The sequence below is a fragment of the Micromonospora sp. NPDC049201 genome (genome assembly GCF_055586805.1).
Window position 1 is genome coordinate 29,793 of record NZ_JBVJHM010000020.1, and the last position, 22,427, is coordinate 52,219.

The 22,427-nt window shown below is 71.3% G+C and carries 18 protein-coding genes; 11 read left to right on the forward strand and 7 right to left on the reverse strand.

From position 1 onward, the window contains the following. Window positions 1-102 precede the first annotated feature (102 nt). From ACZ6O5_RS30155 to ACZ6O5_RS30165, 3 genes are all read left to right on the forward strand, one after another. A complete protein-coding gene (locus tag ACZ6O5_RS30155) occupies window positions 103-1,425 on the forward strand; it encodes a cation:proton antiporter (RefSeq protein WP_465981591.1) in 1,323 nt (440 codons plus the stop codon). Window positions 1,426-1,629: 204 nt separating this feature from the next. Then, on the forward strand, window positions 1,630-2,958 hold the full coding sequence (nhaA, locus tag ACZ6O5_RS30160) for a Na+/H+ antiporter NhaA (RefSeq protein WP_465981593.1): 1,329 nt from the start codon (window positions 1,630-1,632) through the stop codon (window positions 2,956-2,958). Window positions 2,959-3,230: 272 nt separating this feature from the next. Next, complete coding sequence (locus ACZ6O5_RS30165) at window positions 3,231-4,520, forward strand: ArsB/NhaD family transporter (protein ID WP_465981595.1); 1,290 nt, start codon at window positions 3,231-3,233, stop codon at window positions 4,518-4,520. Between the two features lie 3 nt (window positions 4,521-4,523). Here ACZ6O5_RS30165 and ACZ6O5_RS30170 read toward each other — a convergent pair whose 3' ends face one another. Both ACZ6O5_RS30170 and ACZ6O5_RS30175 read right to left on the reverse strand, forming a co-directional pair. Next, window positions 4,524-4,970, reverse strand: coding sequence for a CBS domain-containing protein (locus ACZ6O5_RS30170; RefSeq protein WP_465981597.1), 447 nt, complete (start codon window positions 4,968-4,970; stop codon window positions 4,524-4,526). A gap of 343 nt (window positions 4,971-5,313) precedes the next feature. Beyond that, window positions 5,314-5,685 (reverse strand): hypothetical protein, encoded by a 372-nt coding sequence (locus ACZ6O5_RS30175; protein WP_465981599.1) that lies wholly within the window; start codon window positions 5,683-5,685, stop codon window positions 5,314-5,316. A 399-nt stretch (window positions 5,686-6,084) separates the two neighbouring features. Between ACZ6O5_RS30175 and ACZ6O5_RS30180 the strand changes: the two genes are divergently transcribed. Both ACZ6O5_RS30180 and ACZ6O5_RS30185 read left to right on the forward strand, forming a co-directional pair. Next, window positions 6,085-6,387 (forward strand): hypothetical protein, encoded by a 303-nt coding sequence (locus tag ACZ6O5_RS30180; RefSeq protein ID WP_465981601.1) that lies wholly within the window; start codon window positions 6,085-6,087, stop codon window positions 6,385-6,387. Next, entirely contained in the window at window positions 6,377-7,036 is a 660-nt protein-coding gene (locus ACZ6O5_RS30185) for a hypothetical protein (protein WP_465981603.1), read from the forward strand. The genes ACZ6O5_RS30180 and ACZ6O5_RS30185 overlap by 11 nt, the downstream gene beginning before the upstream one ends. A 179-nt stretch (window positions 7,037-7,215) precedes the next feature. Here the strand turns inward: ACZ6O5_RS30185 and ACZ6O5_RS30190 are convergent, their stop codons facing one another. The 3 genes from ACZ6O5_RS30190 to ACZ6O5_RS30200 form a co-directional block, all read right to left on the reverse strand. Then, entirely contained in the window at window positions 7,216-9,996 is a 2,781-nt protein-coding gene (locus ACZ6O5_RS30190) for an AfsR/SARP family transcriptional regulator (RefSeq protein ID WP_465981605.1), read from the reverse strand. Between the two features lie 256 nt (window positions 9,997-10,252). Next, window positions 10,253-11,206: a hypothetical protein gene (locus tag ACZ6O5_RS30195; RefSeq protein ID WP_465981607.1), complete on the reverse strand. Its 954-nt coding sequence runs from the start codon at window positions 11,204-11,206 to the stop codon at window positions 10,253-10,255. 32 nt (window positions 11,207-11,238) lie between these two features. Continuing rightward, window positions 11,239-12,069, reverse strand: a complete 831-nt coding sequence (locus tag ACZ6O5_RS30200) for a peptidoglycan-binding domain-containing protein (RefSeq protein WP_465981609.1) — start codon at window positions 12,067-12,069, stop codon at window positions 11,239-11,241. A gap of 756 nt (window positions 12,070-12,825) precedes the next feature. On the opposite strand from ACZ6O5_RS30200, the gene ACZ6O5_RS30205 reads away from it, so the two are divergent. From ACZ6O5_RS30205 to ACZ6O5_RS30220, 4 genes are all read left to right on the forward strand, one after another. Beyond that, window positions 12,826-15,288, forward strand: coding sequence for a glycoside hydrolase family 3 N-terminal domain-containing protein (locus ACZ6O5_RS30205; protein ID WP_465981611.1), 2,463 nt, complete (start codon window positions 12,826-12,828; stop codon window positions 15,286-15,288). A 645-nt stretch (window positions 15,289-15,933) separates the two neighbouring features. After that, window positions 15,934-16,344 carry a superoxide dismutase gene (locus tag ACZ6O5_RS30210; RefSeq protein WP_465981613.1) on the forward strand — a complete coding sequence of 137 codons (411 nt, stop codon included), beginning with the start codon at window positions 15,934-15,936 and terminating at the stop codon, window positions 16,342-16,344. Further along, window positions 16,227-16,547 (forward strand): superoxide dismutase, encoded by a 321-nt coding sequence (locus ACZ6O5_RS30215; RefSeq protein ID WP_465981652.1) that lies wholly within the window; start codon window positions 16,227-16,229, stop codon window positions 16,545-16,547. Before ACZ6O5_RS30210 ends, ACZ6O5_RS30215 begins: the two co-directional genes overlap by 118 nt. Before the next feature lie 5 nt (window positions 16,548-16,552). Next, window positions 16,553-16,813, forward strand: coding sequence for a superoxide dismutase (locus tag ACZ6O5_RS30220; protein ID WP_465981614.1), 261 nt, complete (start codon window positions 16,553-16,555; stop codon window positions 16,811-16,813). Here ACZ6O5_RS30220 and ACZ6O5_RS30225 read toward each other — a convergent pair. Continuing rightward, the gene (locus ACZ6O5_RS30225) at window positions 16,741-17,289 is read right to left on the reverse strand and encodes a hypothetical protein (RefSeq protein ID WP_465981654.1); all 549 of its coding nucleotides are present in this window, start codon (window positions 17,287-17,289) and stop codon (window positions 16,741-16,743) included. The genes ACZ6O5_RS30220 and ACZ6O5_RS30225 overlap by 73 nt on opposite strands. Window positions 17,290-17,482: 193 nt before the next feature. Beyond that, a complete protein-coding gene (locus ACZ6O5_RS30230; protein ID WP_465981616.1) occupies window positions 17,483-19,894 on the reverse strand; it encodes a glycoside hydrolase family 10-like protein in 2,412 nt (803 codons plus the stop codon). A gap of 168 nt (window positions 19,895-20,062) precedes the next feature. On the opposite strand from ACZ6O5_RS30230, the gene ACZ6O5_RS30235 reads away from it, so the two are divergent. Together ACZ6O5_RS30235 and ACZ6O5_RS30240 are read left to right on the forward strand one after the other, a co-directional pair. Next, window positions 20,063-21,373 carry an ABC transporter substrate-binding protein gene (locus ACZ6O5_RS30235; RefSeq protein ID WP_465981618.1) on the forward strand — a complete coding sequence of 437 codons (1,311 nt, stop codon included), beginning with the start codon at window positions 20,063-20,065 and terminating at the stop codon, window positions 21,371-21,373. Between the two features lie 70 nt (window positions 21,374-21,443). Further along, window positions 21,444-22,328, forward strand: a complete 885-nt coding sequence (locus tag ACZ6O5_RS30240) for a carbohydrate ABC transporter permease (protein WP_465981620.1) — start codon at window positions 21,444-21,446, stop codon at window positions 22,326-22,328. Window positions 22,329-22,427 lie beyond the last annotated feature (99 nt).

Consider the following 22,427-nt stretch of genomic DNA (forward strand, 5'->3'; position numbering starts at 1 on the left):
AGCCGTCGCGCCCTGCGCCGGCGGCCGTTATGATCACCGGGATCCGTGGAGCGCCGGGAAGTCTGGTCGGCACCGTGATGGTCCGCGCCCCGGAGGTCCCCCATGCTGTTGTTGTGCTTCGCCGCCGTCCTGCTGGCCGCCGTGCTCGTTTCCGCGCTGGCCCACCGGACCATCCTGTCCACCGCGGCGCTGTTCCTGGTGGCCGGTTTCCTACTCGGTGAGGACACCACCGGGGTGCTGCACCTGCGTGCCGACTCCCCGATCGTGGCGCAGCTGGCGGAGCTGGCGTTGTTCGCGGTGCTGTTCACCGACGGGATGCGGGTCGGTTGGGCCGACCTACGCTCGGCGTGGCGGCTGCCCGGACGTGCGCTGGGCTGGGGACTGCCGCTCACCCTGCTCGTCACCGCGGTGCTCGCGCACTATGTCGCCGGGCTCGACTGGCCGGAGGCGCTGCTGGTCGGGGCGATCCTCGCCCCCACCGACCCGGTCTTCGCCGCCGCGCTGGTCGGCAACGACAAGGTTCCCGCCCGGCTGCGGCACCTGCTCAACGTCGAGTCCGGCGTCAACGACGGTCTCGCCCTGCCCTTCGTGGTGGTGCTGCTGGCGGTCGCGGCCGGTTCCGATGATCTGCATCTGGGGGAGTTGGGTACCGAGCTGGCGGTGGGGCTGCTGATCGGTGTGCTGGTGCCGCTGGCCGCCATCGCGCTGGAGCGCACCCGCTGGTTCGCCGCGTCGGCGGCGTACGCCCCGCTCAACGGGGTGGCGATCGGGCTGCTGGTGCTGGCGTTGGGCAAGGCCACCCACGGCAACCTGTTCCTCGCCGCGTTCGCCGCCGGCATCACCGTGGCCACCTTCGGGCCGCGGGAGCGGGCGGCGTTCGAGCACTTCGGGGAGAACGTCGCCGAACTGCTGAAACTCGCCGCGCTGCTGGTGTTCGGGGCGCTGATCTCGGTGGAGTTCCTCGGGGAGATCTCCTGGACCGGTTGGGTCTTCGCCGTCCTGGCCATCGTGGTGGCCCGGCCGGTGGCGCTGTGGATCTCGTTCCTGCGCTCCGGGCTTGGCCTGCGGGAACAGGCCGCCGCGATGTGGTTCGGCCCGAAAGGCTTCGCCTCGGTCGTCTACGGGCTGCTGGTTCTCGAATCCGGCATCGCCGCCGGCGACGAGGTCTTCCACCTGGTGGCGCTGACCATCGTCATCTCGATCCTGGCGCACTCCTCCACCGACGTCGTGGTCGCGCGGGCCTTCGACGAGGTCCGTGAGACGCCCGCCTGGCACGGCGTGCTGCGCCGGATCGGGCAGGCCCGCCGCTCGGCGGTGACGCCACCGCCCGGCGCCGACCGGGTGGACGGCGGGAGTCGGACCGCTCCGGTCACCGGCGACGGCTCCCACGGCAATGGACCTGACGGTCCCGGCGAGCCGAGGTGACGCCGATCCGGTGGCGACCGCCAGGCCGGGAGGACGCCGTCCGGTGCCCCGCCGCAGGGTGCCGGAGACGACCGTTCGGGCGAGCGGCGGCTGCCTGACCGGCGAAGATCGATACGTCCGGCGCCGTGGCGGATAGGCTGGTCATGGTGTGCCGGGAAGCCTGGTCGGCGAGGTGATGGTCCCTGCCTGCCCACGAGGAGTTCCGTGTCTGACGCCGACCGCCGCAGCACCAGCCTGTTCGCCCGCCGCTCGTGGAGTGAGACCAGCCGGATCTCCACCATCCTCCGCAAGGAGACCGTGGGTGGCGCCCTGCTGCTGGTGGGGGCGGTGCTGGCGCTCCTCTGGTCCAACTCACCGTGGGCGGAGAGCTACCACTCACTGCGTGACCTGCGGGTCGGGCCCGCCGCGCTGCACCTCGACCTCAGTCTCGCCACCTGGGCCGCGGACGGCCTGCTGGCGATCTTCTTCTTCGTCGCCGGCCTGGAACTCAAGCGCGAGTTCGTCGCCGGTGACCTGCGCGATCCCCGCCGCGCGGCGATACCGGTCGCCGCCGCGGTCGGCGGAGTGGCGGTGCCCGCGCTGCTGTTCGTCCTGATCGCCGCCGGCGCGGGGGAGGGCGCCGCGCGGGGGTGGGCCGTCCCGACCGCCACCGACATCGCCTTCGCCCTCGCCGTGCTCGCCGTGGTCGGCCGGTTGCTGCCCTCGGCGCTGCGGACCTTCCTGCTCACCCTGGCCGTCGTCGACGACCTGCTGGCCATCGTCATCATCGCCGTGTTCTACACCTCCGACCTGTCCATCGGGCCGCTGGCCGGGGCGCTGATCCCGCTGGCGGTCTTCGGCCTGCTGGTGCAGCGCCGGGTACGGTCCTGGTGGCTGCTGCTCCCACTGGCGGCGGCGACCTGGGTGCTGGTGCACGAGTCCGGCGTGCACGCGACCGTCGCCGGGGTGCTGCTCGCGTTCACCGTCCCGGTCGTCCGCAGCGCCGCGGCCGGCGGTCCGGACGCCGGACCGGGGTTGGCCGAGCACTTCGAGCATCGGATCCGGCCGCTCTCGGCCGGGGTGGCGGTGCCCGTCTTCGCCTTCCTCGCCGCCGGGGTGACCGTCGGCGGCCTGGCCGGGCTGACCACCGCGCTCACCGACCGGGTCGCGCTCGGCATCGTGGTCGGCCTGATCGTCGGCAAACCGATCGGCATCATGGCAGCCACCTGGCTGGCGTCGCGCGTCACCCGAGCCGACCCGGAAGAGGGCCTGAACTGGTACGACGTGCTCGGCCTGGCGCTGCTCGCCGGCATCGGGTTCACCGTCTCCCTGCTCATCGGCGAACTCGCCTACGGCCTCGGCAGCGAACGCGACGACCACGTCAAGGTCGCGGTACTCACCGGATCGCTGCTCTCCGCGCTGCTCGCAACGGTCGTCCTGCGCGCCCGCACCCGGGTCTATCGACGGGTCCGCGAACTGGAAACCACCGACCATGACCAGGACGGCGTGCCGGACATCTACCAGCCGCGGCCCGGCCACGCCACCGAACACTGAGCCGACCAGCCGCCAGCCGTCGGCCGCCTCGGCGATGAGCAGCTTCCTCGGCCGGACCTCGACCAGGCAGCCATCCATGAACGCCAGCCACAGACTGACGCCGCCCGCTGGAGTTGTGCGCTGCACAGCATCGGCGTCTGGCTGCCGGCGGCCTCGTCGCCCAGGCCCTCACAAACAGTGGATGACTGCCCAGACTGATAGGTTGATCTCGGTGTGCCGGGAAGTCTGGTCGGCGTTGCGGTGACGGCTGACCAGAACCGGAGAAACGCCGAATGAGCATCCTGGCCTGGATGGCGGTGGCCGTGTTCGCCACCGCGTACGTCCTGATCGCCACCGAGAAGATCAACCGAGTGACGGTGGCGGTGGGCGGTGCGGCGATCATGCTGGCCATCGGCGCCACCGACGCCGAGCACGCGTTCTTCTCCGAAGAAGCGGGAATCGACTGGAACGTCATCTTCCTGCTGCTGGGCATGATGCTGATCGTCGGCGTCCTGAAGCGCACCGGCCTGTTCGAGTACCTGGCCATCTGGAGCGCCAAGAAGGCGCGGGGCCGTCCATTCCCGATCATGGTGATCCTGGTGGTCGTGACCGCCGTGGTGTCGGCGGCGCTGGACAACGTCACCACGGTGCTGCTGGTGGCACCGGTCACGCTGCTGGTCTGTGAGCGACTCGACGTGCCACCCATCCCGTTCCTCATCGCCGAGGTCATGGCGTCGAACATCGGTGGTGCGTCCACCCTCGTCGGCGACCCGCCGAACATCATCATCGCCAGCCGGTCCGGGTTGAGTTTCACCGATTTCCTGAACGTCATGGCCCCGTTGGTACTCATCGTGATGGTCGTGTTCGTCGGCCTGTGCCGGATCATGTTCCGCAGGGCGTTTCGGTACGACGCCGAGCGTGCCGCACGGGTGATGGCGCTCCGGGAGGCGGACGCGATTCGCGACAGCCGTCTCGTCGTGATCAGCCTGGTGGTCCTCGGCGCGGTACTGCTCGCGTTCAGCCTGCACACCGTGCTGCACCTGGAGCCGTCGGTGGTGGCGCTACTCGGTGGACTGCTGCTGCTGGTGCTGTCCCGGCTGGACGCTCAAGAGGTGGCCAAGGACGTCGAGTGGCCGACACTGGTGTTCTTCGCCGGCCTGTTCGTCATGGTCGGCGCCCTGGTTGCCACCGGGGTGATCGACAGCATCGCCCGGTCGGCGACCGAGGCCGTCGAGGGCAAGCTCTGGCCGGCCACCATGTTGCTGTTGTGGGCTTCGGCGGGGTTGTCAGCGATCGTGGACAACATTCCGTACGTGGCGACGATGAGCCCGATCGTGAGCGAGTTGGTGAACGCCGAGGGCGGGCTCGACAAGGCTCAGGTGCTGTGGTGGGCGCTCGCCATCGGCGCTGACTTCGGCGGCAACGCCACTGCCGTGGGCGCGTCGGCGAACGTGGTGGTGCTCGGCATCGCGGACCGGGCCGGGCACAAGATCACATTCTGGGGCTTCACCAAGTATGGTCTGATCGTGACCGTGATCTCGGTGGCGATCGCGGTGCCGTACCTGTGGTTGCGGTTCTTCTGACTCTCAGGTGCCGAGGATCCGGTCGAGCAACCCGTCCAGGGTGATCGCCCCGGTCATCACCTGGTCGCGGTCCACGACCGCGACCAGCGGCACGTTCGTCCGGGCCATCACCGAGGCGACCTCAAGCAGAGTGGCGTCGGCGCTGACCGCCGGCAGACCCGGGCGGTTGCGGGGAAGTAGATCCGCGACGGTACGGTCACCGATCCCCGCCAGGACCACATCGGCGGCAGCCTCGTCGATCACCCGCGCCAGCGCCGGATCGTCCTGGCAGTAGGACGGCAGCGCCATGCGCAGTACCTGCGTGCCCGCCAGGACCGTCGACGGTCGACCCGCGGTGTCCACCACGATCAGGCCGGGCAGATCCTGCGCCGCCAGGATCCGGGCGGCCTCTCGGGCCGGCATGTCCTCGGTGACCGTGTCCATCGAGATCGCTACGTCGCTCGCGCGCATGCACCGACGATACGCCGGGGCCGTCGCGTTGGTCGCACGCATGCCGCCGGGCCCGCCACCGGCAGCGGACCTACCTCTGGTAGACGTCCGGAAAGCCGTCATGATCACGGCCGACCTGCTCGGTCTCAGAGATCAGCAGCGCGTCGCCGATCGTCACGCAGCACCTCGGCGATGCGACGAGCTTCGGTCCAGGAACCACGGCCGAGATACGAGGAGGTGACTGGTGATTGGACCTCACAGGCGAGCACCTGTCGGAAGACGGGTCGGAGCCATGTGCCGACCAGACTTGCGGCTCACCGCAACCCCTCGTACCGGCAGTCACGCCCGCAACGCCCGCTGCCAGCTACGACCGGCGGTGCCCCTCGTTCCTGCGCCCCAGCAGTCTCAGGAGCCGGTTCCCCATCCCGAGTACCACCGCCACCACGAAGATTGGCGTGAAACCCCAGGGAGGCGGAGTCGGTGGCGCGCCGTCGGCGAGGAGGCCCACGAAGACGCCGGCGGCCACCGCCGCCGTGACGATCGTCGCGCGCCAATCGGTCAACCAGGCGGCCAGCAGGCCGCAGGCAACCGCCATCACCAGTACGCGTCCCACCGGGTCCTCGGCCGGGAACATCACCACCGCGGCGAACGTGGCCAGCACGACAGCGCCCACGCCCGCGACCAGCTCCCTGATCAGCGCGACTCCGCGATCCTCCGCCTCTGCGGCAACGCTCACGGCCTCAGCCCCATCTCGCACCCACCGCAGTGCCGACTCTGCGGTGGTCCAGCAACCGGGTCCACGATACGCGCCGACGGGCTGGTGCCGGTTGACAGGCTTGTGCAGCGCGCCATGGCACCCTAGGCGATGTCTGCAGAGAACGACCACCCGGCGCCTGGGCTGGTCCCCGGACGAATGGTTCCTCGTCACGTGCTACGCGAACGCAGTTGTTCGGCCATGACACGTTCTCTCCAGCCGAAGTAACACCTCGTCGGTCCGCTCGTACCTGCTGTCCTACCCGTGCGTTCGGTTCCAAGTCCGATGCCGATGCCGGCTCTACCTGCCCGAGTCTGTCCGTCGGAGATCAAGGACACGGCCCTGTTGCTGTGGATGGCTCGTCCGGCACGCTGTGGCCGGGTGAGCGCGCAGCACCTTCTGCGCGCACTGGGCTGGCCCCCGTCCCACCGTCCCGACATTCAGCCGCGTCACGGCATGCTCGTCATGCGATCGGCCAGCGAGGGTCGCCACCAGGTGGGCAGCCGAACAGACTTGCCCTTGCCGGCGAATGCCCGGCAACTGTGCCGCATCGAGCCCGGTGAGCCTGTGCTGCTCGCCGCCATCGTCACGCATGACCTGCTCGTCGTGCATCCCGTCAGCACCGTCGTGCGCCTGCTCGCCGACCTGCACACCCACCTGACGGGAGCCGGCAATGACCGCTGACCCCGCCACCGTCGCTGCCGCTCGCCAAGTTCTGGCTCACCTGGGCGTCACGGTGACCGATCTGCGATCGCACCCTGTGACGCCGGCCGTCCTGCCGACGGTCGCCGAGTACCTGCCCCGTGTTGTCGCCGCTGCCGGGCCCGGAGCACGCCGTACGTACGGCACCTACTGGGACCGGATGGCCGCCGCGTGGCCCGAACGGCCTTTGGACACCATCACCGCCAGCGACGTCGAGGCCCTGAAACAGGCGATGATCGCTGGCGCCGTGGCGCGGCGCAACAGCCGCAACGGCCGGCACGCCGGCGAACACCTCATCGCCGCCGCCCGCGCCTTCTACCGACGGGCCATCGCCGACGGGCTGATCGACGCCCCCGCCAGCCCTGCGCACCGGGTCGCGAAACCCCGACGCCTACCCGGCACCCGTCGCGCGCTGACCGCAAACGAGTTGGAGGAGATCAACGCGATGGCGCGCACCAGCGGGAACGACGTCATCCTCGACGCGCTGCTCCTGCGCCTGCACACCGAGACCGCGTGCCGCCGCGGCGGTGTCTTGGCTCTACGGCTGGTCGACCTCGATTGCACCAACGGACTCGTCCGCCTCACCGCGACGCTGAGCAAGACCGTCCGCACGGCGCGGGCGGAGGACTGACGCGACGATCCCGGACCGCCGCACGCCCGGACCACCGCCTCCGCGACCGCGGTCAGCCGATGGCGCGACCGCGTTGTCGGATGAGTGCCCGGGCTCTCGGTGGAACTCCCCGGAGTGGCGCGGAAGGGGACCGTCCGAGTGTTGCTGACCGCCCCGCTGCCGAGGCTCTCGTGCCCGGGTCAGGTCCGACGGGCCGATCGCCGTGCGGCGGGGACGCGGAGCGCGGTCAGCGCGCGGCGCACCTCGTCGGCGCCGATGGTGTCGCCGGTCTGCTCGGAGATGGCGAGTGCGAGGTGCAGGTCGTCGCGGGCCGGGAGGTGCTGGCCCGTGTCGCGGTGCACCTTCGCGCGCTCGGTGAGCACCCGCCACTCCGCCTCGCGGTTGCCACTGTCCCGGGCGGCGGTGAGGGCTCTGTCGAGCCACCCGTACGCCTGCCGGTACCGGCCACTGCGGGCGTACGCCTGACCGATGGTCAGGATGGTGATGCCGAGGCCCAGTTCGTCGCCGATCTCCCGGCGCAGCCGCAGGCTCTCCCTGAGATGGACGAGCGCCGCGTCGGACTGGTCGAGTTGCAGCAGCACGTCTGCGAGGTTGTTCAGGGTGACGCCCATCCGTTGGCGGTCGGCGCGTGGGCGGTGGAGGCCGAGGGCTCGGAGGAAGGCCGCCCGGGCCTCGTCGAGGCGGCCGGCGGCGGCGAGCAGGACGCCGAGATGGTCGAGGGCCACCGCCACCGCCTGAGTGTCGTCGTCCGCCTCCCGCAGTGCGAGCGCGGTCCGGAGGCTGTCAACCGCCTGGTCGGTCTCGCCCAGCCGGGACTGGGCCACCGCGAAGTAGGTCAGCGCGGTCGCCTCGTCCGGCCGGCTGCCCAGTCGCCGTGCACACCGCAGCGCACCCTGGGCCACCTCACGGAGATCGCGGTAGTACCCCCGCATGGGGAGGAACGGATACAACTCCGCGCACAGTCGGACCGCGAACAGGTCACCCTCGGTGGTGCTGTCCCGGGCCGCCACGCGCGCGGCGGCGATCAGGTTCTCCCGCTCCTGCTCCAGCCACCGCAGGGCCTCCCGCTGGTCGGCGAAGGTCACAACGGCCCGCGCCTCGACGAACCCGTCCGCCGGTCGGTCGGGGACGCGTCGCAGGTGGTCCCCGGCCCGTCGCGTGGTGCCGAGCCAGTGGCACCGGGCGGCGTGGATCGTCGCGGCCCGGGTCGTCGGGTCGCGCCGGCCGCGCTCCATCGCGTAGAGCCGGACGAGATCGTGCAGGCGGTAGCGGTCCGTCGCGCACGCTTCGACGAGGCCGGCGGCGGCCAGCCGGTCCAGCAGCGTGCGCGCCTCACGGGCATCGGCTCCGGTGAGAACCTGGGCCAGTTCGATGCCGATAGCCGGGGGACAGACCATGCCCCACCGGTCGAACAGGTCCACCGCCTCCGGCCCGCCGGGCCGTTCGGCGAGGAGATCGGCGGTGACCGCGAGGCTGGCGCGTACGGCGAGGTCGTCGCAGCTCAGCTCGTCCAGCCTGAACTGCTCGTCGGCGAGCCGGGCGACCATGTCGGCGAGGGCCCACTCCGGATGGGCGGATAGTCGGGCCCCGACGATGCGCAGCGCGAGCGGAAGGTGGTCGCACAGGTCGGCCAGCACCGCCGCCTCCTCCGCTGCTGCGAGGATGCGTTCCGGCCCTGCGTGCCGGGCGAGCAGCGCCACCGACTCGTCGGGAGCGAGGGCGCCGACGGCGAGGTGCGCTACGTCCAACGTCGGCAGCGCCGTGCGGCTCGTCACGATCACGGTCGCGGTGCCGGGCACCGACAGCAGGCGGCGCACCTGTCCGGCGTCGACCACGTTGTCCAGGACCAGCAGCATCCGCCCGTCGCCGATCCGCATCCGCAGTTCGGCCGCCTCCGCGGCCGCGGTGCCCTCGGTGCCGCCAGAGTGTTCGCCGTCGAGCGCGCGGAGCAGGCTGCCGGTGGCTTCCTCGACCGTCATCGGGGTCAGTCCGGGGCTGCTGCCGCAGAAGTCGAGGTAGAGCGGGCCCCTCGGGTAGGACGGGGCGAGCCGGGCGGTGATGGCGCCGGCCAGCGCCGACTTGCCGACGCCGGCCGGGCCGTGCAGCACGATCGCGCCGGCCGTGCCGAGGGTCGCCTCGATCTGGCTCAGCAGGCGCTCCCGGCCGATGAGGACGACCGTCGGCGGGAGGTTGGACGGCGTGGCATGCGGTGACGTGTCGCCGGGGGTGGCATCGGGACGTCCTGGCGGCGTCGGCGTTCCTTCGCGCAGGTCCCGCTCGATCTCCCGCAGCACCAGCCCTGGCCCGCGGCCGGTCCGGGCGCGCAGCGCGGCGTCCGCCGCGGCCAGGGCGGTCACGGCCTCGGCCCGTTCGCCCAGCCGGATGAGGGCCTGAGCCAGGGCCTCCCAGGCGGACTCGCGGGCCGGTCGGTCGGCGAGTAGCGACCGCAGCGCGGCAACCGCGGCGCGCTGCTGGCCGGCCTCGGCGCAGGCTGCGGCGTACCGCTCCACCGCGACCCATCGACTCTCGTCGAGCGCATCGAGGCGGTGCCCGAGCGCCCCGAAGCGTGGTAGCCCCTCGGCGGCCTCGCCCCGCCAGCGCCCCAGCCCGGCCGTGAGGGTCTGTGCGGACTGCTCGGGGCGTCCGTGGCGGACCGCGTCCCGGGCTTCCCGGATGTCGACCTCGAACCCGTCGAGGTCCAGCTCGCCAGTCTCGACAGTGAGGGAGTAGCCGGAGTTCACCCAGACCAGCCGGTCACGGTACGGTCCCAGCAGGCCACGTAGCCGCGTCACGTACGTTCTGAGGTTGACCGACGCCGACGGCGGCGGCTCATCCCACAAGTCGCCCAGCAGCTGCTTCGTGGAGACCCGCCGCCCGCGCTCCAGCAGCAACGCGGCCAGCAGGAGTTGCGTGCGGCCGGCCGGCAGCGCGACGGCGCTCCCGTTCACGTGCAAAGTCACCGGCCCCAGCAGACCGAATGCGACCGTCATGACCCGCGACCCCCCGTACCCTCGGAGATCTGATTGCTGGCCGTGAGAGCCTAGCTTGATCTTCAGGCGGTTCGGGTGGGCGGGGATCCGGAGGAAGTTCGGGTGCCTGGTGCCCGTCGCGTGGCGTGCGCGTAGCAGCCGGGTGCCGCCGGCGACGCTCGCGGGGAGCATCGCCGGCGGCACCCGGCTGGCGGCCCACGGGGCCTCGCGGGGTGGACCGGCCGCCTCAGTAGTTGACGTAGGCGGTGACGGCGATGTGCTCGGAGTAGGCACCGCCGGTCGCCGTCGGGCTGATGTGGGCGGCGTTGCTGAAGCCGCCGCTGCTCTTGGCGAGGAGGAAGTCGATCCGCCGCTCGCCGTTGGTGTCGTAGGCGGAGGAGCAGTCGCGGCTGCCGCACTTCTCCGCGATCGGGTCCCGGTAGCCGAGCGCCTTGGCGTCGTCCCACCAACCCCTGGTCTTGGCCTCGGTGTTCATGTCACCTGCGACGATCTTGAGGTCGCCACCGAGCCGGCCCATCGCCTCCTCGGCCTCGGACATGTTCTCGTCGGCGCAGTCGGGGCCGTTCCAGGTGTTGGTCGGCCAGTGGATCGAGGCGACCGAGACGTCCTCGTTGCGGACGTTGTCGTGCAGCCGGACGCCGATGTTTTCTACCCGGTCCTGACTGCTTGAGGTGGGCTCCAGGTTCTTGCACCCGCCGGTCTTGTTCTCGGGGGCGTCGGAGCGCCAGCGTGTCTCAGCCTCGGGGGTGAACCGGTCCGAGCGCCAGATCACCGCGTTGGTCTGCTGGTTTTTCAGCTTGCCGCAGGTGCTGGTGTAGCCCATGGAGCCCGGGCTCGCGATGGCGATCTCGCCGGCGTAGGTGCCCGGCAGGTCGTCGGAGAGCCGTTTGAGGAGGGTGTTGAGCTGCGTCTGGTTCGAGATCTGCTGGACGGTGAAGATGTCCGGGCTCAGCGGCCGGCCCTTGAGGTAGGTGAGCAGCCGGTCCCAGAGGTAGCCGTCGGCGCACGCGGTCGGCAGCCAGTTCTCGATGTTGTTGTTGTAGACCACCAGGTAGTTCGGCGACGTGTTGACGGCGGCCTGGGCGGGGGTGGCGCCGGTGAGGCCGGCCGCCGCGGTCATCAGGGCCGTGCTGAGCACGGCGATGGCGCCGCGTACGAGGCGGTGGTGACGAATGGGCATGGTTCCTCCTGGTCGTGCCGGTGTGACAGCGGTCAGAGGGACCGCTGGTATTCCTCCCAGGTCCGCTTGCCGACCACCGGGCCGTCGTCGGGGCCCCGGTTGGCCACGCCGTTGCGGCCGAGGTAGTAGTCGCCGGCCTGGTTCTGCGCACCGGTCGACTGGTCGGTGTCGGCGAGCGCGACGGCGTGGATGTGGTAGCCCCAGTCCCCCTGGGCGGGGGTGCGCAGCCAGGCCGCGAAGCCCACCGTGCGCAGCCGGCGCAGCACATCCGTCCGCGTAACCGAGGAGAGGCCACTGACCGACAGGTCGAGCGCGCCGCCGCCGTCGTGGGTGCCCGCGGACGCGTCGACGCCCGAGTTGTACGAGCCCTGGGTAATGCCGAGCTGGCGACCGAGCAGGCGCTCGGCCTCCAGCAGCATGGCCCTGGTCCGCGTGTTGACCTGCACGCCGCGCAGGGTCACGACGCTTCCGGGCGAGAGGGCCCGGACGACGGTGAAGCGTCCGTCGCCGAGCGCCCGCAGCGACGACGGACCGGGCAGGCCGGTCGCGTCGAGGCCGGTGTAACCGAGAGAGCGCTGGTACGCCGCGTACGCGGCGACGGTGCTGGTGCCGAAGTGCCCGTCCAGGTAGGAGGTCGACAGCAGCCCTCTGGCCTGGAGCGCGCGCTCCACCAGCAGCACGCTGTCCTTCGCACCCTCGGTGAGGGCGGTGTCCGCGCGTCGCGGGTCGATCTGGGCCGCCTTGATGAGCGCCTCCATGTCGACCGCGGGCAGGGCGGCGGACGCCGGGCCCGCGGCGAGCGGTCCACCGGTCGCCACGGCGAGACCGACGGCACCGGCGAGCAGTTTCCTTCTGGTGATCATGTGTGCTCCGTCAAGGCTCTCGAGGCGGTCGTCCGGTCAGCGGCGTGGGGCGGCGGGATGAGCGCACATAGGTCGATGTGACTGCATGCCGCAGGACTATTGGCGTGCCTCCGACAGCAGTCAAGGCGCCTACCCCCGATGAGCGCGGAATGTGCCGGGAATGTGCTGGGTCGGCGCGGCCGTCCAGCGGGACGAGCGCTCGTGGTGGCCCTCGTCTGTCACGACGCGTGCCGGCCAGTCGGCTGACGACGCTGAAGTGGCGGGTCGGCTCGCCCGCCGTCAGGCGGTGGAGGAACCACAGACGTTCCTGACCGGGTGCGACAGGTGCGAGCGTCGGGTCGTCCACGGCAGCCCTCCATGATCACCCACTGTGCGACGCCCATCCCCAGGTTCGGCCCGCCCTATTGGTGAACCACATTCGCGCCGAGCGTGCCACCCGGGCAGAGTCGGCCGGAGAAGAACCACGACCGGATTCGAGACCGGACCGAGCCTCGTCGGCTTCCGTCGGGCGTGGGCATGAACACGTCGACCGCGTCGCGTCGGCCAGATCGGCCGCACCGCCGCCGCCTTAGGGGTGGACCGGAGAACGCGGCCGTCCACGAAGGCAGGGCGCGGGGCGTGGCATCATGAGACAGAGCCAGCGTCCGGGCACAGGGCAACCTCAGGGCACCATCATGCTCCCCGAAGGGAATGCTCATGCGCATCGGGTTCCTCAGATCCACGCGCCCGTTTCGTGTCCGGACGGCCGTCGTCGGAGTGGCCACGGCGGTCGCACTCGCCGCGGCGGGGCTGACCCAGGCCCCGGTCGCGGCGGCTCAGACACTGCCCTACCAGGATCCGTCCCTGCCCGTCGCTCAGCGGGTGGCGGACCTGCTGTCGCGGATGTCGCTCGACGAGAAGATCGGTCAGATGACCCAGGGCGAGCGCGCCAAGGTCAGTCCCTCCGACGTGACCGCCTACCGGCTCGGCTCCATCCTTTCCGGCGGCGGCTCGGCGCCGTCACCGAACACCGCGGCCGGCTGGGCCGACATGTACGACACCTTCCAGCGGGGGGCACTGGCGACGCCGCTCGGCATCCCGATGATCTACGGCTCGGATGCCGTGCACGGGCACAACAACGTGGTCGGCGCGACGATCTTCCCGCACAACATCGGTCTGGGTGCCACCCGCGACCCGGGCCTGGCCGAGCGGATCGGTCGGGCGACCGCCGAGGAGGTCACCGGTACCGGTGTGGACTGGACCTTCTCGCCCTGCCTCTGCGTGGCCCGCAACGACCGCTGGGGCCGCACCTACGAGTCGTTCGGCGAGAAGCCCGAGCTGGCGACGCAGATGAGCAGCATCGTCACCGGCTACCAGGGCACCACCCTCGGCGGACCGGCCAGCGTGCTGGCCACCGCCAAGCACTACGTCGGCGACGGGGGCACCACGAACGGCACCGACCAGGGCAACACCCAGCTCTCCGAGGCGGAGCTGCGGGCCGTTCACCTGCCGCCGTTCGTGGAGGCCGTTCGCCGGGGGGTGGGCTCGATCATGATCTCGTACAGCAGCTGGAACGGGCAGAAGCTGCACGGCAACCGGTACCTGATCACTGATCTGCTGAAGAACGAGCTGGGCTTCCCCGGCTTCGTGGTCTCTGACTGGAACGGCATCGACCAGATCGACGGCGCTCCCGGCTTCACCGGCGCCGAGGTGGCGCAGGCGGTCAACGCCGGTATCGACATGGTGATGGCGCCCGACGGTTGGCAGTCCTTCATCACGCTGCTGCGCGCCGAGGTGCAGGCGGGTCGGGTGCCACTGTCGCGTATCGACGACGCCAACCGACGGATCCTGACCAAGAAGTTCGAGTTGGGCCTCTTCGAGCGTCCCCTCGCGGACCGCTCGTACGCGGGCACCCTCGGCAGCGCGGCGCACCGCGAGTTGGCCCGCGAGGCGGTGGCCAAGTCGCAGGTGCTGCTGAAGAACGGCGGCGCGTTGCCGCTGCGCACCAACAGCCGGATCTTCGTGGCCGGCAGGAACGCCGACAACATCGGCAACCAGAGCGGCGGATGGACCGTCAGCTGGCAGGGCGGCAGCGGCAACACCACCCCAGGCACGACGATCCTGCAGGGCATCCGGAACACCGTGGGCTCGGCCGGGACCGTGACCTACAGCCTCAACGGCAGCGGCATCGACTCCTCCTATGACGTCGCGGTCGCGGTTGTCGGCGAGACGCCGTACGCCGAGGGCCAAGGCGACCGGCCCGCCGGTATGAGTCTGGACGCCACCGACCTGAACACCATCAACACCCTGCGCGCGGCCGGCGTGCCGGTGGTGGTCGTGCTGGTCTCCGGCCGTCCGCTGGACATCGCGGCACAGGTGTCGAACTGGAACTCCCTGGTGGCCGCCTGGCTGCCCGGTACCGAGGGCCAGGGCGTGGCGGACGTGCTGTTCGCCACGCGCCAGCCGACCGGCAAGCTGCCGGTGACCTGGATGCAGTCGGCCAGCCAGCAGCCGATCAACGACGGCGACGGCAAACCCGTACTGTTCCCGTTCGGCTACGGGTTGAGCTACGGCAACCCGGTGCCCGACACCACCGCGCCGACCGCGCCGACCAGCCTGCGCGCCGCGGTCAGCGGCACGTCCGCCACGCTGACCTGGTCGCCGTCCACCGACGACGTGGGGGTGCGGGAGTACGTCGTGCACGAGATGGTCGGCACGTCCGACACGGTGTACGGCCGGACGGCCACCCCGTCCCTCACGATCACCGGGCTGGTTCCCGGCGTGTCGCGGCAGTTCTTCGTGGTCGCGGCGGATGCGGCCGGCAACACCTCGCCGGCCTCGACGTCGGTCCTGCTACAGGCGGCGGGGGTGGACCCCACCCCCACCCCTACGCCCACGCCCACGCCCACCCAGGGCCCGGCCGCCTGCCAGGTCACCTATGCGACCAACGACTGGGGCGGCGGCTTCACCGCCACGATCACCGTGCGCAACACCGGCACCGCAGCCCTGTCCGGCTGGGCGCTACGCTTCGCGTTCCCCGACGCCGGCCAGCGGGTCACCCAGGGCTGGTCGGCCACCTGGTCGCAGAGTGGCACGGCAGTGACGGCGACCAACGCCGACTGGAACGGCTCGCTGCCGGCCGGCGCGTCCGTCGGGCTCGGCTTCAACGGTACGTTCAGCGGCACCAACCCACGCCCGGCCTCGTTCACGCTCAACGGGGCACCGTGCACCGCTGGATGACCGGGTAGCGAGGGCGGATCCGTTCCACCGGCCGTGCGGTGTGCCGGTGTCGTCACCCGGTGACACCCCGGCACACCGCGCTCCGACCGGCACAACCGTGCTCGACACCGTCACCGGCCGCTGCGTCGGTGAGTAGGCCAGCACCTGGAGCCAGTCGGTCAAGGTGCGCCGGCGGCCGGGCCTGGCCGGGCGGTGCGGGATCGGGTGCGGGGGATGGGGAACCGGCAGGGCACCGCCCGGCCATGGCAGCCGATAGCGTGGGCGCGGCTGCGGCCATGAGCCGGTGCAGGCTCTCGCCCACCCGGTGCAGGGTGCTGTCTGGTACCGGAATCCCAGGTGCCGGTCGACGACCGAGCCGTGGGTACGACACGACGACACCGATCCTGGAGTCGCCTGAGTGGGCGACGGCGGGTGTCGGTGAGCCTGCCGCCGCTTGCGCACCCGGAACTCGCCGAATGAGCAACATGCTTCGCCCGGTTCGACCTCGGGCCTCGTCTCCGTGGAGTCGGGCGGGATTATTGCCATAGTCTGGCAACTACGTAATGATGGCATCAGTGGGCGGGTGCTCCGGCAACGCGATGATCTGAACCTCCGCCGGGGTGCCCGCCCAGCTCACGTCGACGACGATGGTGCGAGGAGCTGCTGGTGGCCGTCTACTCTCTGCCCGACATGCCGTACGACTACGGTGCGCTGGAGCCGGCGATGTCCGGCGAGATCCTGGAGCTGCACCACAGCAAGCACCACGCCGCGTATGTCAAGGGCAGCAACGACGCCCTGGAACAGCTCGCCGAGGCCCGCGACAAGGGTGACTTCACGGCGCTGGTGGGGTTGGAGAAGACGTTCGCGTTCAACCTGTCCGGGCACGTGCTGCACTCGACTTCTGGAACAACCTGTCCCCGGACGGCGGCGACCGCCCCGACGGCGAGCTGGCGGCGGCGATCGAGGAGCACTTCGGCTCGTTCGACGGCTTCGCCGGGCAGCTCTCGGCGGCGACCAAGAGCGTGCAGGGCTCCGGCTGGGGCGTCCTCGCCTGGGAGCCGCTGGGCCGGCGGCTGATCGTGGAGCAGGTGTACGACCACCACGGCAACGTCGGGCAGGGCTCGACGCCACTGTTGGTGTTCGACGCCTGGGAGCACGCCTACTACCTGCAGTACCGCAACGTTCGCCCGGACTACGTCGACCGGCTGTGGAACCTGGTCGACTGGGCCGACGTGACCGCCCGCTTCGACGCCGCCCGCACCGTCACCCCGAAGCTCTGACCGGCGTGACCGGCCCGGTCCCGGTCGCCGCCGACCTCGTGCAGCGTGCCGCCGGGGTCGTCGCCGCCCGCAACCGCGGTGACCTCGCCGGCGCGGAGGCGCTGCTGGCCTCGTTCGACACCGACCAGGCGCGCACGCTCGGCTTCTACCTGCTCGCCGATCTCGCCCTCGGGCTGGTCCGCGCGCGGACCGGTCAGTCCCTGGACGACCTGGTCCGGGAACTCACCCTGCTCGTGGCGGCCACACCGCCACCCCCGCCCGGCTGACGGCGCCCAGCGCCGCGCCGCCCGTCGGCGCACGATCTCCTGGAGTACGTCACGGTCAAGCGTTTTCCGTGCGCGTGGCGGCGGCGGCTGCCGCCGCTCTGCTCGCGCTCGCCGTCGTGGGTTGTTCGTCTGTACCCGGCCACCGACAGCCTGCGCAAGGAGGTGGCCCTCGCGGTCACCGCCGACGCGCGGTCCGCCACTCCACCCGGCGCGCCGAGTACCTCGGCCGCCGCAGTGACCAGGTGTTCCAGCGACGCCTCGACCTCCGGGTAGCCGCGGGTCTTCAGCCCGCGGTCGGGGTTGACCCACAGCCGCTGCGCGGGGACCGCCGCCACCGCCCGCCGCAGCGCGTCCACGACCTCGTCCCGGGACGGCACCCGGGGCGAATGGATGTCCCACCCCCCAGGCCCGACACCGCGCTGGTAGCCGATCGCGGCGAGATCGTCGAGGACGGGCGCTGCGTCGATGCCGAACAGGCCGTCGGCCCGGAGCCGCGCCGCGAAGAGCCGCTGTGCTCACTTGTCCGTCGCCACCGGGTCATCGTAGTCACGGCGCATAGACAAACTTTTCTGTACGAGCCCGACCGTGGTGCCGCACCTTTGACGCGGCTCGTCGTGGGCGTCACGCGGCAGGGCGCGCCGGGCACCGGCACGCCCTGCCGCGCCCAGATCAGGCCAGGTCTGCCCAGCGGGAGTACATGCGCAGGTCCCGGGCGGTGCGCCGGGTGAGCTCGGGATTCACCGCGTCGCCCCAACCGGCCGCCGAGGCAGCCGCCTTCGCCAGTTGTCGGGCGGCCGCGTCGACCGCCGGGGCGGGCATCCCGTCGGCCAGCAGTCGTTCGGCCACCGCGAGCCGGGCCCGGACGTCGGCGGTGGTCCTCGTCGGCGCACAGGCCGTGGCTCGCTTCAACGTCGCGCGCAGGGCGGCGACGCCGGCGCGGGCGGCGTGCCGGTAGTCGGCGTGCGGGACCACCGAGCGGGTCCGGAACGTACCTTCGCGCAGCGCCTCCTGCTGGCGGGCGTTGAGCTGGTTGTAGGCGAACAGCGCCGCACCGTCGGAGTCGGCGTCGTCCACCGCCTGCACCTGGTCCAGCATCAGGTCCGGTGACGTGCCCCGCAGCGGCCCGTAGGTCGCGGTGTAGAGCGGCACGTCACCGACCCGCTCGCGCATGACGGCGGTGTCGTGGCCGACGGACTCGGCTGAGGTGCCGAACGACATGCCGGTGAGGAAGTCCAGGGTGCCGGCGTCGACCCAGGCGCCCCAGTTCTGGAACTTCTTGGCCAGGCCGTCGGTCGGGTCGGCGAAGACGGCGGCGGAGAGCTGCCGGTCGGCGGCGACCCGCCGCTGCATGGTGCGGACCTGGTCGACGAAGGTGGTGATCTGCTTCTCCCGCCAGGCGTTCCAGGTGGGCCACTGCGGCGAGTCGGGCGTCAGGGTGTACGGGTCGACGCCGTGCTCCGCGGCGAACGTGCCGCGGCTGTACGCGGAGTAGGAGAAGTCCGCCCCGTAGGGCAGGGAGACCGGGTAGCGGATGTAGTCCAGGTGCAACCCGTCGACGGCGTAGCCGCGCAGGATCTCCTCGAAGGTGGCCAGCACGTGGGCGCGCACGGCGGGCATCGCCGCGTCCATCCAGTAGTAGCCCGGCTCCATCCGGGAGGGCTGGGGCCCGGCCTTGCCGACGTCCTCACGTTCCACCGCGGCCCACTCGGGGTGCGCCGTCAGCACCGGGCCGCCACCGCTCTCCACGCCCACGAAGAAGGTGTGGGTCCAGGCGTGCAGCTCGATGCCCCGGGCGTGCGCCTCGTCGACCCAGACCTTCAGCGGGTCGAAGCCCCGCATCTCGGGTCGCTGCGCCGGCATGCCGGCCCGCTCGGCCACCGCGCTCGGGTAGATCGTGTATCCGCCCCAGACCGTCTCCAGGAACACCATGTTGAAGCCGGCGGCGGAGATCCGGTCCAGCGAGGCGCGGATCTGCTCCGGGCTGGTCTCGATGGGGCGTACCCACAGGCCACGGCCCTCGACGGGCCGGGACTCCCGGGTGCGGTAGCCGGCCACGTCGGCGCGGCGGGTGGCGTCGCGGGCCAGTTCCGCGGCCCGTTCCGGCTCGCCGTCGGCCGCGGAGCGGGCCCGGGCCAGCAGGTCGGTGGCCTCGGTGAGGGCGGCGTCCACGGCGGCCGGGTCGATGTCGAGGCAGCTTGCCACCGCGGCGGTCTTCCCGGCGCGGGCGGCGGTCACCGCCCGCTCGGCGCCGAGCAGGAAGCTCTGCGCGTCGACGTCGACCGTGACGGTGGCGCCGTCGACGGTGACCTTCGCGCCGAGCGGGGCGTTGCCCTCCAGCCAGGAGCCGCGCGAGCCGTGCCCGGAGAGCACGAACCCGCCGGCCGGGATGGCGCTGTCGCCGCCCTGCCGGGAGACGACCCGCCCGTCGCGGACGGCGACCTCGAAGCCGTAGTCGTTGGTGCCGGTGCGGTCCCGGCCGGCGGCGGGCGTGTAGGCGACGAGCTGCTCGGCGCCCCGACAGCCGGGGAAGCACTCGCCCTTGGCCGGGTCCACCCCGGCGGGGTTCGTGGCGGCGGTCGGGTCGGTGGCGTCGAGCGTGGTGGCGGCGCGCCGGATCAGCAGGTTGCGAAGCTGCACCCGGTCGCCGGCGCGCAGGTGGTCACGCAGCCACCGGCGGTCGTCGACGCCGCCGGTCTCGGGTGGGGAAGCGGAGAGCACCACCCCGTCGGCCGGGATGGCGTTGTTGCCGGGCTTCGGGCAGGAGTCGAGGACGGTGCAGACGCTCAGCACCTCGTACGCCCCGCCGCCGGCGGCGCGCAGCACCGCTTCGCCGCCGAACGCGTTGGTCTTGGTCTCGGCGCCGGAGTCCGGGGTGTAGAGGGCGAGGATGCCGGCGGCCCGCGAGGACGGGTCGATGGCGTCGATGGTGGCGGTGGCGGCATCGGCGGCGACGACGGTGGGCAGGCCGGGGTCGGCGGCGGGCGCGCGCTGGGCGGCGGCGGGAGCCGCCAGCAGGCCGAGCAGGACCACGCCGGCGGCCGCGGAGACGGCGGTCCGTCGCAGGGATGTGGGGGATGGCATACGGCCCATCGTTGGCGCACTGGTACGGACAAGTCAAGGGTTCTTTTTGACGTCGATTCCGGACGTGCGGCATAAAAGCCGAGCTGAGGCTTGACCTGGCGGCGATCATCGGTCAAGCTCTGCCGAACTGGTCCGTACCACTTCACCCCCCTTGCATGGAGGATCCTCATGAGGCGTACCCGCGCCTTCGCGGCGGCCGCGTTGGCCGCCGCCCTCTTCCTCAGCGGCTGCGGCCTGTCCAGCGGCGACGACTCCGGCTCAGCCGGCTCCAGCGACAAGATCAGCGGCGGGGTGAAGGGCGAGATCACCTTCGCCACCCTCGCGCTCAAGCCCACCTTCGACGACTACATCAACGGTCTGATCTCCGACTTCCAGACCCAACACCCGGGGACCACCGTCAAGTGGGTCGACCTGCCGTTCCAGGGCGCGCAGGAGAAGATCACCAACGACGCGCAGGCCGGCACGCTGCCCGACGTCGTCAACCTGAACCCCAACTTCGCCCAGAAGCTGGAGAAGCAGGGCGTCTTCGTGGACATGGAGACCAACGCCGGCGACGTGAAGAGCACCTTCGTGCCCGGCGCGTGGGATGCCTTCAAGGTCCCCGGCCAGGCCGGCTCGTACGGCCTGCCGTGGTACCTCACCAGCGAGGTCACCATGTACAACAAGGACCTCTTCGCCCAGGCCGGGATGCCCGACACCGCCCCGCCGAAGACCATCGACGAGCTGCTCACCCAGGCCGAGAAGCTGTCCGCCGCCGGCAAGGGCCGCTTCTACGGCTGGCACCCGGCACTGGAGAACAGCTTCGTGCCCAACCTGGCGAAGCTCGGTGTGCCGCTGCTCAACGACGACGCCACCAAGTGGACGTTCAACACCCCGGAGGCCGTGCAGTACGTGACCCGGGTCCGCGACCTCTACACCAGCAAGGCCATCGCACCGGACTGGCTGACCCAGGACCACGCCAAGGAGACCGAGGCGTACTCCGCCGGGCGGGTCGCGCTGTTCCCCTCCGGGCCCAACTTCCTCAAGGTGGTCGGTCAGAACGCCCCCGCCGTCGCCAAGGCCACCGCCGTCGCCCCCCAGATCGCCAGCGCCGACGGCACCACGAACATGTCGGTGATGGGCCTGCTGGTGCCGAAGAAGAGCAAGAACCCGGCGACCGCGCTGGAGTTCGCGAAGTTCGTCAGCAACGCGCAGAACCAGCTCGCCTTCGCCAAGATCGTGACAATCCTGCCGTCCACCGCGGACTCGCTCAAGGACCCGTACTTCACCCAGGTGGACCCCGCCGACCCGACGTCGCCGGCCCGCAAGATCTCCGCCGAGCAGATCGCCAAGGCCGAGAACCTGACCCCGGTGCAGTGGGACGACCGCACCAAGGCGGCGGTGATCGGGAAGATCCAGCTCGCCGTCAAGGGCGACCTCGACCCGAAGGCCGCCCTGGACCAGGCCGTGGACGAGGCCAACAAGCTGCTCGCCCGCTGACCGACGCCCGGCGCCGCCCGGCCCCCGCCGGGCGGCGCCACCACCCCTCCCACGACAGGAGTTCACCGACGTGATCGGCCGTCGCTGGTACGTGCCCTGGCTCTTCCTCGCCCCGGCGCTGCTCGTCACCGCGCTGATGACCTGGGGACCGCTCGCCAACACGGGCGTGCTGGCGTTTACCGACGCGCAGGCGCTGGGCGGCGGGCAGTTCACCGGGCTGGACAACTTCACCCGCCTCGCCGACGACACCGAGTTCTTCCGGGCGCTGGGCAACACCGTCCTCTACCTGGTCGTCGTCGTACCGTGCCTGGTGCTTCTCCCGCTGCTGCTGGCCCAGTTGGTGCACGCGAAGCTGCCCGGCATCGGCGCGTTCCGGGCGGTGTTCTACACCCCGGTCATCGCCTCGATGGTCGTGGTCGGCCTGATCTGGAGCTGGCTGCTCTCCTCCGACGGCCTGGTCAACGCCGTACTGGTCAAGCTGCGGGTGATCGCCGAGCCGCTGCCGTTCCTCACCGACTCCACCCTGCTGCTGTTCTCCTGCATGCTGGTGACCGTCTGGAAGGGCCTCGGCTACTACATGGTCATCTACCTGGCGGCCCTGTCCAACGTGCCGAACGAACTCTACGAGGCCGCCCGCGTCGACGGCGCCGGCGCGGTCCGGCGGTTCCGGTCGGTCACTGTGCCCACCGTCCGCCCCACCATGCTGCTGGTCGGGACGCTGGCCGCGATCTCCGCGACGAAGGTGTTCGCGGAGATCTACGTGCTGTCCTCCGGCACCGCCGGCCCCGGCGGCCAGGCCAAGTCGATCGTCTACTACATCCGCGAGGTCGGCCTCGGCGTCGACGGCGAGATCGGGTACGCCTCGGCGATGAGCCTGACGCTCTTCGTCGGCACCCTCGGCCTCTCCGTCCTGGCGCTCGTGCTGCGCCGCCGAGGCGAGAGGAACGAGGCATGAGCGAGCGCACCGAGCGCAGCGAGGGCCACGAGCGCATGCCCGGCCAGTACGGCATGAGCGAGCGCACCGAGCGAAGCGAGGGCCACGAGCGCATGCCCG